The organism is Gracilibacillus sp. YIM 98692 (genome assembly GCF_010993965.1).
Classification (GTDB): Bacteria; Bacillota; Bacilli; order Bacillales; family Amphibacillaceae; genus Gracilibacillus.
This window is the reverse complement of sequence record NZ_WIXM01000009.1, coordinates 49,548-63,360: the sequence shown is the minus strand read 5'-3', so window position 1 is coordinate 63,360 and position 13,813 is coordinate 49,548. Positions and strand designations below refer to the sequence as shown.

The following is a 13,813-nucleotide window of genomic DNA, read 5'->3' as shown; positions in this document are numbered from 1 at the left end:
TGATTACGTTAATGGTAACGCTATTTCTATAGACACTCAACGATGCAGTTGCATTATATGCAACAAGTAAAAATATTTTTTCATAATATGGATTCCCACATAACCCATGATACAACTACATTTATAGCAATTAATTAACCATACAAGTATTATTTTTTTAAAAAATGGCACTACTCAAATGATTAATTGTCTGTTATATTGCACTATATAAAACAAACGAGATACAAAGTGCTTACGAAAGGAGTGTATACATGAAAAATACCGAAGAAGAATACCTAACCTCCGTAAAAAATGCTTTAAAAATGTTAAAAAGCTTTTCCATGGATGAACCAAAAAAATCTATTACTGATTTAGCAACGTCTCTTGGACTAAGTAAAAGCACTGTCAGCAGAACAATGGCAACACTAGCTAGTGAAGGATTTGTTTACAAAGACCCTCAAACGAGAAAGTATCGGTTAGGACTTTCTATCTTATCGCTAAGCGGTATTGTTAACACAAACATGGATATTCACAGAGAGTCACAGCCAGTTCTATATAAATTAGTTGAAAAATTAGATGAAACAGCTCACATCTCCGTCTTAGACAATCTAGATAACATCTATTTACATAAAGTAGAATGTAACCACCCTGTTAGAGTCCTAACCCATATCGGCAAGCGTAATCCTCCATTCTGCACAAGTTCTGGAAAAGTACTACTTGCACATGCTGATCCAGAGATAGTCAATCAAGTAATAGAAAAAGGATTAAAAAGGTTTACGAAATATACGATTACAAATTCAGATTCATTACTTCATGAATTAAAACAAATAAAAGAAAATGGTTACGCTTTCAGCATGGAAGAGTTTAATGAAGGGGTTAATTCTGTTGCTGCACCTGTATTTGATTACCGCGGGAAAGTAATTGCTGCCATTACTATCGTTGGGCCCAAACAACGGGTTTCCTCCCATAAAATACAAAAGCTTGCCAAACAGGTGATCCGTGCTGGATTAGAGATTTCCAATCGAATAGGATATATAAACCATTAAATAAAAGCTCGTAGAATTCTATTTATTTTTGTCATTAACAAAAATCTTTTAGGAAACATTGATTTCCGACTGTCTCAGATCTATGGCATTTACTATCATTAGACTAGAGATTGCATCAGTCGGATTTTCTATCAACTAAGACATTTAAAAAGAAACCTAAGAACAAATAAAAAGAGGTGATTGGTATGCATGATTTTCATACTCATTTTATACCTGAACAAGTGATAACATGGCTCAAGGATAACCAACAAATAGTTTCCGCTAAATGGGTAGATAACAAAATGACTAATAATCAGTTTTTAACAGTAAACGGGAAATGGGGTTTTGAGCTAAAGCCGCAATTTATTGATTCAGTCCTTTATTTACAGGAACAAGATGCCATGTGCGTTAGTCATTCCATCGTTTCTCCAATTCCACAACTGTTTCTTTATGATTTTTCAGATGAAATTACATCTGAGTTATCTACTGTCTATAATCAGTCACTTGCAACGTGGACAAAATCGACACCTAACCGTTTATCAGCATTAGGAACCGTTCCATTAAACAACCCTAAAAAAGCTGCTGAAGTTCTAAGAGATGCGATGAATATCGGATTAAAAGGTGTAATTATTGGCCCTGGAATTGGCGAACAGATGCTAACAGATGCAACGTTCACCCCATTTTTCGAGGAAGCAAATCGTTTACACGCCATTCTCTTCATCCATCCACTACTGTGTGAAGATCCTCGTCTAAGAAGAAAAATGCCTAACTTAATCGGTGTACCATGGGAAACGACTGTCTGTGCGACCGATATCTTATTAAGTGGGTTGATTGACAAATATCCAAATGTGAAAATTATCTTTGCACATGGAGGTGGGTTTCTCCCTTACCAACTTGGAAGACTAGATAAAGGATATGAACAATGGACTGATGTTTCAAGGTCTCTCCAATTACCACCATCTACCTATGCAAAACGTTTTTGGTACGACACCGTCCTGTTGAATGAACAAAGTCTACATTTCCTTATTGAGACAGTTGGGGCAGACCGGATTGTACCTGGATCAGATTATCCATTTGATTTGTCCTCCTGGCCTCCTCAAGGTGAATTTTATCAAGGTGTACGTTCGTTACTAGAGTCATAGTTATAAAGGGACTGTGTTTCATACACAAGTCCCTTTTTCTACACTCATATAATTGCTCACAAACTAACTTACAATGCTTGCCTTATCATCACTATCTACCCTTGTTTTAACTGGAGCTGTTTCTTTCATTCCAAATGAACATAGGAAGGCTATAATCCCTGCTCCAGCAACCACCCAAAATGGAGCAAACAGACTAAATTGATCTGCAAGAATTCCTCCAAAGATAGGACCTGCAGTTGCACCTATGGCTTCACCAACTAAGATAATGGCTGATATTGCTGAAGCTGCAAAGATTCTAGGCACAGATTCACCTGGTATTATCGCAATTAACAATGGTTGATAAGCATTACCTAATGCGAAAAATGCCATAGAAATCAGCAGTAATGTAAAGTTATTGTAAAAGATGGTTATTGCAATTGGTAGGAAGATGGCAATGAAACTAGAAACATATAATACTGGTTTTCGCCCTACTTTATCAGACACTGCTGGCCCAACCATTTGTCCCACAAACATCATGAAACCTAATACGGCCAACAAAATACTATTGATTCCATCCGTATTATCAGTCATATTTGCTAAGAATGTAGGAATGAACGCCATAAGCGTTGTTAGCCACATCATGTTACACGTCATCATTATCATCCCTAACCAAATGTTACGGGTTTTAAAAATTTGCAGGTATTCTTTTTTTGTGGGTTTCGCTGTATTCTCCGCAGTTGTTCTTGGCTCGCGCATATACTTCCATAAAATTAATCCAACAATAAAACCTGGAATCGCAATGACGTAAAAAGCAGTTCTCCAATCAAATGCTATCGCTAGTCCAATTACAATAATTGGGGCCAACGCTCCACCCAATAACGACGAAGCACTTTGAACAACTCCCATGTTAAGTCCTCTTCTTTTCACAGATGATTCATCCAGAAGAGTAGATTGCACTAACGGAATAACTGGACCTTCTGCTGCCGCCATTAACGCTCTAACTAACAATAATGTTGCAAAGGATACTACTAAACCCGATGCAAATGTCGCCAATGAAAATAGAAAAATAAAAAAGATTAACATCGTTTTTTTTCTTACCTAAAAAGTCTGAAATACTAGAAAAGATAATGCTTGAAAAAGCAAAGCACACGGACATTACCGCAATAATGATTCCTAATTGTGTATTATTCATTCCCAAATCTTCTGAGATATAAGGAAAAATAAAGGAAAGAGCCATTCGATCTAAGAAGACAAGTCCAAAAACCGCAAACATAGTAATCGTTAAGAAATTTTCATAATTCCTAAACCTCTTTTTTGTTTCAGTTGTCATTCCCGTACACCCACTTTGTAAAATTTTTAAATCATGCTTTTTTATGATTAAAAACTTGGATGTTCTTCATCCCCACCTATCCCCATAGGAATAAGACAGGACTTGCGAATAACGTTTATCTACACAAGTCCTGAAAATTTAAGCCTTTTCAAAAGCTGTTGTAATTCCTTGCCCTCCCCCGATACAAAGAGCAGCAATTCCTCGCTTATGTTCACTTCTTACCATCTCATGAAGTAAAGTAACAACGATTCTAGTCCCACTTGCTCCAATTGGATGCCCTAAAGCAATCGCACCACCATTAACGTTGACAATATCCGGAGAAAGACCTAGTTCTCTTAATACCCCCAACGATTGGGCAGCAAAGGCTTCATTCAATTCAAAGATATCTACATCATTTGTTTCCCAGCCGGCTTTTTGAAGTGTTTTTTGGACAGCTGGAACCGGTCCTAGCCCCATTAGTTTTGGATCACATCCTGCTGAGGCATTACTAACTATCTTCACCATTGGCTTTAATCCTAGTTCCTCGGCTTTTTCTTTGCTCATAAGTAGGACTGCCGCGGCACCATCACTAATACCTGAAGAATTACCAGCCGTTACAATGCCATGTTTCTTAAATACTGGTCTTAAATTAGCTAGTGTGGCTGAAGTTGTACCACGACGTATACTTTCATCGTATTTAAAGGTAATTGTCTCTCCTTTTCTTTGAGGTATAGAACAGTCTACAACTTCCGCTTCAAATTTCCCCATCGCTTGTGCAGCTTCCGCTTTGTTTTGAGATGTAGCAGCAAATTCATCTAGTTCTGTTCTATTCAGCTTAAGCTTCTCTGCAATATTTTCCGCAGTAACCCCCATATGAATATCGTTAAATGCATCCCACAATCCATCTTGAACCATACTATCTACGATTTCACCATTTCCCATTCGATAACCATTACGAGCCTTATTCAGTAAGTATGGCGATTGACTCATGCACTCCATTCCACCAGCAACAACCACATCAGTATCACCGGCAGCAATTGATTGGGCTGCCAAGTGGATACTCTTAAGCCCTGACCCACATACTTTATTTACCGTATAAGCAGGAATATGGTATGGTAATTCAGCTTTGACTGCTGATTGTCTGGCAGGGTTTTGCCCTAACCCAGCGCTTAACACGTTCCCCATGATAACCTCATTGATATTATCAGGATTCAGTTTGGCTCTTTGAAGCACTTCTTTTATCACAATGGAACCAAGTTCAACAGCTGATAAACCAGATAGGCTTCCACCAAATTTTCCAATCGCCGTGCGAACAGCCCCGACAACAACTACTTCTCTCACACGGTTCCCTCCTTTTTATTTAGTTAACTCTTTAGACCTTTAAAGCTAACTTAAATTCAGCCTCTGTTTTTTCTCGAACTTCTTCTACAGTAACTCCTGACTGTAGTTCCACAAGCTCCATTCCATCAGAAGTAAAATCGAATACGGCTAAATCTGTAATCAAACGATTAACAACTTGTTTACCTGTTAAAGGTAAGGAGCATTCCTTTTTCACTTTTGAAGCACCATGTTTCGTCACATGTTCCATCACAATAACGATCTTCTTCGCTCCATTGACAATGTCCATGGCACCGCCCATTCCTTTCACCATTTTTCCAGGAATGATCCAGTTAGCTAAGTCACCTCGCTCAGAAACTTCCATTCCTCCAAGAATGGCTAAATCAATATGACCGCCACGGATCATCGCAAAAGACTCTGCACTATCAAAAAAAGCAGAACCGGTTACTGTCGTTACTGTTTCTTTTCCAGCGTTAATTAGATCTGCATCAACTTCATTCTCACTTGGATATGGGCCGATTCCTAATAACCCATTTTCAGATTGCAGCATGACATCAAAATCATTAGGAATTTCATTTGCGATTAAGGTAGGCATTCCAATCCCTAAATTAATGTTCATTCCATCCTTTACTTCTTTTACCGCACGCTTTATGATTCTTTCACGAACATTCATCATACATTCATCCTCTTTTTTTTATTGTGGTTTTTAATGGCTATTAACTGTAAGACGCTCTATCCTCTTTGAGTAAGCTGCTCCTTGTAATAGACGTTGCACATAAACACCTGGCGTATGAATATAATCTGGATTCAAGTTATCATCCACTTCCTCCACTTCAGCAATTGTTACTTTTCCGGCCATGGCAGCTACTGGATTAAAGTTTCTAGCTGTTTTACAATATACGAGGTTACCCTTTTGGTCTGCTTTCCACGCCTTTATCAAAGCAAAATCACCTACAATACCTTCTTCTAAAATATAGGTGCGACCATTAAATTCTTTGTGTTCTTTTCCTTCAGCAATTGGTGTCCCTACACCTGTTGCAGTATAAAAGCCAGGAATTCCAGCACCACCAGCACGAATTCGTTCTGCTAACGTTCCTTGAGGTACTAATTCAACTTCTAACTCCCCACTCAAATATTGCTCAGCAAAAATTTTATTTTCACCGACATAGGATGAAATCATCTTCTTGATTTGCTTATTAGCTAACAACAAACCAAGCCCCCAGTCGTCTACACCACAGTTGTTACTAACAATTGTTAAGTCTTTTGTCCCCTTTTCTCTTAAGGCTTGAATTAAATATTCAGGTATTCCACATAAACCGAACCCTCCGACAATGAGAGTAGCTCCATCTTGAATATACTCAACAGCTTGATTAAATGATTCCATTAATTTTGCTCTACCCATAAACCTCTATCCTTTCTCAATTATTGATATTGGTAATGTCCTTATCCGAATCCAAAACTATCATTCTATAATTGCAACAGCACGAGTCCATCCCGCACTTGCTCCAGTAATCTTCACAGGAAATACCGAAACTTTGAATCCATAAGGAGGTAATTGCTCCAAATTAGCTAGCTTCTCAATCTGACAATATTCTCTCTCTTTACCTGCAAAGTGTGCTGCCCAAATAACACCGGGGCGGGGATTATTTTTATAATCCTCAGCTTGAACTTTTAACGGTGTATCCCAACCCCAGCCGTCCGTTCCCATTACCTTTATCCCTTGATCAACTAACCAAATAGTTGCTTCTGCTGATACACCAACATGTATCTCAGCATAATTGTCCTGATATCTTTTTTTGTCCGCGTCACAACGAATCATGACAATATCAAAAGGTTTTAATGAGTATTGTATCTCATCTAATTTTGCTTTTATGTCTTCTACAGTGAGGGCATATCCAGGTGGTTTGTGTGTAAAATCGAGGACAACACCATTGCCATAAAACCATTCTAATGGGAGTTGATCGATTGTTTTTGCGGGCTTTCCTTCTGAGGTTGGCCAGTAATGCCATGGTGCATCGACATGAGTGCCAGCGTGTGTATTCACGTAAAGCCTTTCTCCAGCTAGAGCTTTCCCATCCGGAAAGGCATCTTTCCCAACACCCGCTAACTTACTACCAAACTTTGCTCCCTCTTCATGGTTCTCAAATTCAATCGAAAATGGTAGTGGATCTTTTATTTCCTTTTCTATCGATACACTTAAATCTACTATTTTCATAAGCGGAACTCCCTTTCCATGCTGATATCTATCTAGTCAAATTTCTAAAACAAAATAGACTAGATAGCTTCGTTCATTTTTGCTAATGTCTCATAAGAAAATTTGGCAAAATTAGCATCTTCAGGCAACTTGCCTTCCCACTCTAAAAACTCCCACTTGACAAGTTGATGGCAATTTTCAACAAGCATACAGCATCGTTCATATCGCCTATCAATGAAAGCGCTTAATAATTGTGGTACACTTAAACCTTGTTGAATAAGTTCACTTAGAACAACTGCATCCTCAATTGCAAGGGAAGCGCCTTGGCCAAGGTGCGGAGCAGTACAGTGGGAAGCATCACCGATTAACAATACTCGTCCTTTGTACCACGGAGATGGTAATATAAAACTGAATATCGGTCGGTAAACAACTTCGTTCGGGTCTACAATTTGCTCTCTCGCTTCAGCTACTTGACCACCGAAGTCTGCTAATCTATCACGTAGTAGCTGATCTAACTGATCCTCAGGCATTCTTGGATTCCCAGGCTCTGAAGTTGTTAATAGCAGATACATTTCATCCTCTGACATAGGAACTAGACCTGCTTTTGCATTCGGACCATAATAAAGAATACTGTTTTTAATGTTCTCCATCCGCGGCAATGTGTAACGCCAAACCGCTTGACCGACGTACTCCTGTTCAATAGGTCCAAACATAAGATCTCTAACCTTAGAATTTTGACCATCTGAACCAATAACTAAATCTGCCGTTACCATAGACCCTTCGGTTAGCTTGACTTGTGCTTGGTCTTCCTCTTGATAAATGGCTGCTACAGTCGTTCCCATTCTAAATTTTGTTCCTACAGACTTTGCTTCCTCAAAAAGGATGTCATGCAACGTTCTTCGTGAAATAACATTAAGTCCTGGATAACCATCAATTTTAGGAGCTTGAGGCTCTGCGAATTGATTTCCTTGTGAATCACAATAAGCCATCCCATCAAAGTTATAGCCAAGTTCCATGCATTTATCCGCTACACCTATTTCATCTAATGCTCTTAGTGAATTCGGGGGTTGGAAAATTCCAACACCATATACTTCCCATTTTTGTTTTAATTCAATGATTTCTGTTTCAATTCCTATCTTCCCTAGAGCAATAGCAGTTGATAGTCCACCAATTCCTCCACCGACAATCAATACTTTTTTCACATTAGCATTTGGCATTTGAAATACCTCCTAATCTATTTATGAAAAAACGTTTAAATACTCTAAAATTCAGAAGAGAATAGAGGATCTTGAAAATAAAATCCTCTATTTCTTATTAATCTACTAAGCATTTAACTGTTCTTTCATCCAATCTAACAATGGATAAGCTTTTGTAATGTTATCGACTTGGCAGTGTGCTGAACCTGTACTACTTGTTGGAATGATGTTAAGCCATCTTGGACACTTCAAATCATTATATAGGTTGTAAGCATTCTCTACGGATACTTGGCGATCATCTTCGCCATGTATGATATAAGTAGGCATACTGATTTGCTCTGCAACCCCTCGTAGATTGAAGTGGTTTAGCTTTTCTCTGGCCTCAGCCATGTTTTCTACTCCAAGAATATGTTGCAAGATTCTTGCTAGTGGATGATTATCCGGACGACTTGCCCAGACGCTGTTATAATCATACACAGCCCCCCAAGTGGCACAAGCCTTATATCTTGGTTCAAATGCTGCTGATCTAGCCGCCATATATCCACCCATGGATATTGCCATTACACCTACACGATCTGGATCAATGTCAAGATTCTCGGCAGCCCATTCATAAGCTGCTGTTCCAGCTACATCGTAATCATATCGAGAATAAATATGATTCAACCTTAGCGCACCACCTTGCCCAGGTCCATCTATTGCTAGGAATGCAACTCCTCGCTCATTTAATAGTTGGGCGTGACCATAATAAAGTTCTTCTGCAGTAGAATCTAGTCCTCCGAACATAATCACAAGCGGACTTTTTTCTTTACCAGGGACTGGATAGAAATAACCTGGCAAATGTGACTGTTCAAAAGGAATTTGAATCACTTGAGGTGGATGTTCTAACATTTCTACACCTTTTCGGAAAGATTCAACGCCTTTTAGGTAAGTTTCAACTTTTCTTGGGTCATCATGTTGTAAAAAGAACTCCGCAACCCTTATATAGTTCGATGCACGTAAGTAAGCCGCTCTAGCACTTTCCGTTCTTCCTTGATCCAATGCTTCATTTGCATCTGTTAGAGCTTTACTTCCTGTTTTCATCCATTCCTTATGAAAGCTTTCATAATCCCCAACTTTTATTCGACTAGCAGTTTCTAGTATTTCGTTTACTTCCCCACCGCCAAAGTGAGCTTGACTTAGCATCCTAACAACTTGATAAGACCACATATAGTTGTCTGGAAAATAATGAAACATGTAAATCTCTCCTCTGTTTACTTCGTTTGTACAAATTAATCTTTTTTATCTCCAACTAGAATATTTGACTCAGACCAAGCATCGTTTGGATTTTCCGATACTCTCCAAGTTACTGGTCCATAATCCGGTGCAAAATAAAGTGGTGAGCCAGCATATATTTCAAATCGGTTACCACCCGGGTCAAGTGCATATAAGTAGAAAGCTTCCCCCACTGCATGCTTCGATGGCTTCATATCCAATTTGTAACCATGCTCTTTAATGAAATCTGCTGCATCAAGAACTTCTTCACGATTTTCCACCGCATAACATATATGATTCATATTGCTCTCATTCGGGTGATTAGGAGGAAGACTAAACAGAGCTACTTCATGTGAAAGACTTGTAACAGCAAGAAGACCACCGATCTCTTTATTTACAGGTTCATCTAACAAAATAGCCTCATTATGCTTAAACCCTAATTTTTGATAAAATTCACGATGTCGTTGTACATCACTAGTCCAAAGTGTCACGTGATCTAAGCGACGAACTGAAAACCCACCACCTGGATGTTTTTGTGGACGACTTCTCCATCTACTTTTTTCCTCTTCAGGAATTGCTGCTAATTCTACTTCCCAAAAAATTTCCTCTAAGTGTCCGTCAGGTGAACGGAATTGATAAGCGCGACCATGTCCAATATCTCCTTCTATCCATCCCTCACCACAGCCTAACTCTTCAATAAACTCTACAGCTTCTAGTAAGTCTTCTTCGCTTTCAGCTCTCCAACCGATATGACCCAACCCTTTTTCCGGACCTTCTGTAATTTTTAAGCTATGATGAAAAAACTCACCCCAAGCTCGTAAGTAAACAGAATTATCTTTTCTATCTGACTCTTGTAATCCGATTGTATCAATATAGAACTTTACTGTTTCTTCTAAGTGTGGTGTGTAAATCTCCACGTGAGCAAGTTGTGAAATAAAATGATTTCTTTTTGGCATAATAACCCCTCCATGTAAGTCATCTTTAAAAATTCATCTCGATCTAATCAGTGATTTTTGATAAACACCCTAAATAAAGCGTTTTTATAAGTGGATTATAGATGGAATGGATTGACTCTAAACTCGCTAGTAGTTTTTTCCACCTATACTATTTCATTTTTTAAAGATCCGAGCCCAGTAATGGTTAGTTCTACTTCATCTCCTGGTTCAAGCCAGCAGTGTACTTCCGGGCCATGCTCCATAATACAGCCGAATCCAACTGTGCCAGACCCAATAATATCTCCTGGATATAATGTGACATCCTCAGAAGCACGTTCAATCATATCCCCGAAGCTGTAGTAAATGTCTTTAAAGTTGCCCTTGGATAAAGTTTTTCCATTTACTCTTGCCGTCATCTCCAAGTCAAACCGACTATTGCTTTTGTAAGATACAAGTTCATCTTTCGTTGCAATGTAAGGTCCAATGGAAGTAGCAAAATCTTTTCCTTTCGCAGGACCAAGGAGCACTTTCATTTCTTTCATTTGTAAGTCTCGTGCTGACCAATCGTTTAAAATGGTGTATCCAAAAATATAATCTTCCGCTTCTTCTGCCTTAATGTTAGTACCTTGCTTGCCAATGACGCAGGCTAGTTCTAACTCATAATCAAGGCACGAACATTTAGATGGGCGTTTCACCTTCTCCTCCGGTCCCCTCATTGTATTGGTATTAGAAAAATAAAAGATTGGCATCTCATACCATTCAGGTGCTACCTTATCACCATTTCGTTTCGTTGCATTTTTTACATGTGTCTCAAAGGCAACAAAATCCCGAAAGCTGTTAGGCTTTTGCAATGGGGCTGTTATTCGAACCTCGTCTTTTGCAATGGTTGAATAATCGCTAGCAATTATCTCTTCTATGATTGGTAGATAGGTGTGGTAGTTAGCAACAAGATCTTCCATACAATCGGGTAATCTTCCACCCGATACCTGATACATATCGACTACTCTCTCTCCATCCTGCCATCCTGCTCGAATTTGTCCATCAGGGTTATAAAAAGTAACAAACTTCATTGCACACCTCCTTATGCACAAATAAACCGCATTAGCACCCTTATTATTCGTTTTTCACCTCTAGAATGATGAGCCCTTCACTCTCTACTGAAAATAATCTTTCTATGAAACAACTTACTAGAAAGATATATCCTTCGCTTCTATTACAAGGTGATTTTTCAAACTTAATAGTGTAAGCGGTTTAATTAGTTTTAATTATAAAGACGATTCTTATAGAAAACGTTCATTTTTTTAACAAAATTAATATCAATTTTTAATATTCTGTAAAGTATTTAAGTAATCTCGTAACAATTCAACATCATACTCCTCGTTAAATTGATAATTTTCAATGCCACTATATTCTAATCGGGTAGTATTCATGGGGTTGATTTGATGTTTAATCCGGTATTTGTAAGGAGTTGTTTTAAATGTATCTTTGAATAATTTATGGAAGGTATTCAAATTAGTAAAGCCTGATTCCATAGCAATTTGAATAATAGGCCAGTCTGTTTCAGTTATGTATCTTACGGCATGTTCCAACCGTACACTATTTAAATATTTCACAAAGGATTGTCCTATGTGCTGGTGAAAATACCGTGATAAATAAGGAGCAGTTAAGTTCTCTAGCTCGGCTATTTCATTTAGAGTAACACCATGCATATAGTTTTCCTGAATATAATTAGTGATTCTTGTCAATCGTTCAATGTCTTTATTTTGATTAATGTATGTGTATTTTTCTACTTTATATTTTGAAATGAGGTTATAGATAATGTCTAGTAATAGCGAATGACTTTTTATATCGAACCCCTCACCTTTAGATTTTATTGTTAGCATTAGGCGAACAATTAACTCCCGAATAACGTTTAAATCCTTTTGATGGTCAGACGCAGAAGATTGACAATGGAACACTACTTCCTCAATATTGCTATAGTATTTTTTTATAAAGGATATTGGGATTTGAAGAACTAATAATTTATTCTCGTCCGTTGATTCAACTCCATGAACTTCATTACTGTTAATAAGTATAAGATCATTTTTCTTTAGCAAATGCTGCTCTTGGCCAACAATTGTATTAACTTTTCCTTGTAACACAAAAACAAATTCAATTCGATCGTGCCAGTGTAATGCAATATATTTTACACTAGTCATTAACATAAACATTGGTATTTCTTCCGTCATTACCAAACTCTCATATGGATATTTCATAAGAGCCTCCCAGTATATCCAATTTTTTTAGCTTTATATTATCATATTTTTGTAGCAGCGGGATGGTTTTGTTCACCTCAATAGAAAAACTATCGAAAAACAAATACATAAATTCTGATAGTATAAAAAGAAGCAGGGGAACTACCCTTGCTTCAATGTTTAATTATTCATGTATTTTAACTAGCGATGCTGCACCTATAACACCTGCATCATTGCCCAATTTAGCTAATTTTATCTTTGTACTAGTTTTTATTGGTGGGAATGCATATTTATTGAAATACTTCTCTACTCCATTAATCAACATCTCTCCGGCTGCTGATACTCCACCACCAATAACAATTGTTTCTGGATGTAAGACATTGGCGATATTTCCGCAAGCAAGGCCTAAATATGAGTGAAATTTATCAACTACCATTTCAGCTAATTGATCCCCTTTTTTTGCTTGATCAAACACTGTTTTGGCAGTAACTTCTTGTCCATCATCAATAAACCACTTTAATTTGGAATCCCCAGCATATTCTTTTGAAAGATCTCTTGCTAGTCGAACTACCCCCGTTGCACTTGCTACTGTCTCCAAGCAACCAACGTTACCACAAGTACATTCGTAGCCACTAGGATCAACATTAATATGACCAATTTCACCTGCAGCTCCCACACCATGGACTAAATTACCTTCAGAAACAATTCCTCCACCTACACCTGTGCCAAGTGTCACAAATACAACATTGCCACTTCCTTCGCCTGCACCTTTCCATTGTTCTCCCAAGGCTGCAACATTAGCATCGTTGTCTATGTAAAAAGAAATGCCTGTTCCTTCTTCTATTTGTTCTTTCACTAGCTGTAACGTACGCCAATTTAAGTTATAAGCACCAATTACAGTACCTTTATTTATATCCACAGATCCTGGAGAACCCATTCCGATACCTGAAAAATCATCAACTAATAACCCATACATGTCAAGACGGTGGTTAATGGACTTAATAATATTAGGAATTATATTCTTTCCTTCATTTTGAATATCCGTTTCTATACTCCACTTTTGCTGAACTTCTCCCTCTGCTGTTAAAATAGCAAATTTTACTGTTGTTCCACCTAAATCAACACCAATTAATTTTTTCATTTTATCCTCCTATAAAAATTCTAATGCTTGTGGGGTTTTTTAAGTGCAAATTTATTTGAATATTTTTTCAAATCTTTTATTTTATCGTTT

At 37.8% G+C, this 13,813-nt stretch carries 13 protein-coding genes; 2 read left to right on the top strand and 11 right to left on the bottom strand.

Annotated features, from left to right (window positions below; all coding sequences use genetic code 11):
* Positions 1-251: 251 nt before the first annotated feature.
* Positions 252-1,025: an IclR family transcriptional regulator gene (locus GHD00_RS10375; protein WP_163538094.1), complete on the top strand. Its 774-nt coding sequence runs from the start codon at positions 252-254 to the stop codon at positions 1,023-1,025.
* A 185-nt stretch (positions 1,026-1,210) separates the two neighbouring features.
* Positions 1,211-2,146 carry an amidohydrolase family protein gene (locus GHD00_RS10370; protein ID WP_163538093.1) on the top strand — a complete coding sequence of 312 codons (936 nt, stop codon included), beginning with the start codon at positions 1,211-1,213 and terminating at the stop codon, positions 2,144-2,146.
* A 63-nt stretch (positions 2,147-2,209) separates the two neighbouring features.
* Here the strand turns inward: GHD00_RS10370 and GHD00_RS10365 are convergent, their stop codons facing one another.
* The 11 genes from GHD00_RS10365 to GHD00_RS10315 form a co-directional block, all read right to left on the bottom strand.
* A complete protein-coding gene (locus GHD00_RS10365; RefSeq protein ID WP_163538092.1) occupies positions 2,210-3,208 on the bottom strand; it encodes an MFS transporter in 999 nt (332 codons plus the stop codon).
* A 385-nt stretch (positions 3,209-3,593) separates the two neighbouring features.
* The gene (locus tag GHD00_RS10360; protein WP_163538091.1) at positions 3,594-4,775 is read right to left on the bottom strand and encodes an acetyl-CoA C-acetyltransferase; all 1,182 of its coding nucleotides are present in this window, start codon (positions 4,773-4,775) and stop codon (positions 3,594-3,596) included.
* 31 nt (positions 4,776-4,806) lie between these two features.
* Positions 4,807-5,448 (bottom strand): 3-oxoacid CoA-transferase subunit B, encoded by a 642-nt coding sequence (locus tag GHD00_RS10355; protein ID WP_163538090.1) that lies wholly within the window; start codon positions 5,446-5,448, stop codon positions 4,807-4,809.
* 30 nt (positions 5,449-5,478) lie between these two features.
* Positions 5,479-6,174 (bottom strand): CoA transferase subunit A, encoded by a 696-nt coding sequence (locus GHD00_RS10350; protein WP_163538089.1) that lies wholly within the window; start codon positions 6,172-6,174, stop codon positions 5,479-5,481.
* Positions 6,175-6,234: 60 nt separating this feature from the next.
* Complete coding sequence (locus tag GHD00_RS10345) at positions 6,235-6,987, bottom strand: cyclase family protein (RefSeq protein ID WP_163538088.1); 753 nt, start codon at positions 6,985-6,987, stop codon at positions 6,235-6,237.
* Between the two features lie 59 nt (positions 6,988-7,046).
* On the bottom strand, positions 7,047-8,183 hold the full coding sequence (locus GHD00_RS10340) for an FAD-dependent monooxygenase (RefSeq protein ID WP_163538087.1): 1,137 nt from the start codon (positions 8,181-8,183) through the stop codon (positions 7,047-7,049).
* 105 nt (positions 8,184-8,288) lie between these two features.
* A complete protein-coding gene (locus tag GHD00_RS10335; protein ID WP_163538086.1) occupies positions 8,289-9,395 on the bottom strand; it encodes an alpha/beta hydrolase family protein in 1,107 nt (368 codons plus the stop codon).
* A gap of 35 nt (positions 9,396-9,430) precedes the next feature.
* Positions 9,431-10,369, bottom strand: coding sequence for a VOC family protein (locus GHD00_RS10330; protein WP_163538085.1), 939 nt, complete (start codon positions 10,367-10,369; stop codon positions 9,431-9,433).
* Between the two features lie 143 nt (positions 10,370-10,512).
* The gene (locus GHD00_RS10325) at positions 10,513-11,418 is read right to left on the bottom strand and encodes a fumarylacetoacetate hydrolase family protein (RefSeq protein ID WP_163538084.1); all 906 of its coding nucleotides are present in this window, start codon (positions 11,416-11,418) and stop codon (positions 10,513-10,515) included.
* A gap of 246 nt (positions 11,419-11,664) precedes the next feature.
* Positions 11,665-12,603, bottom strand: a complete 939-nt coding sequence (locus GHD00_RS10320) for an AraC family transcriptional regulator (RefSeq protein WP_163538083.1) — start codon at positions 12,601-12,603, stop codon at positions 11,665-11,667.
* A gap of 163 nt (positions 12,604-12,766) precedes the next feature.
* Entirely contained in the window at positions 12,767-13,723 is a 957-nt protein-coding gene (locus tag GHD00_RS10315) for an ROK family glucokinase (RefSeq protein WP_163538082.1), read from the bottom strand.
* Positions 13,724-13,813 lie beyond the last annotated feature (90 nt).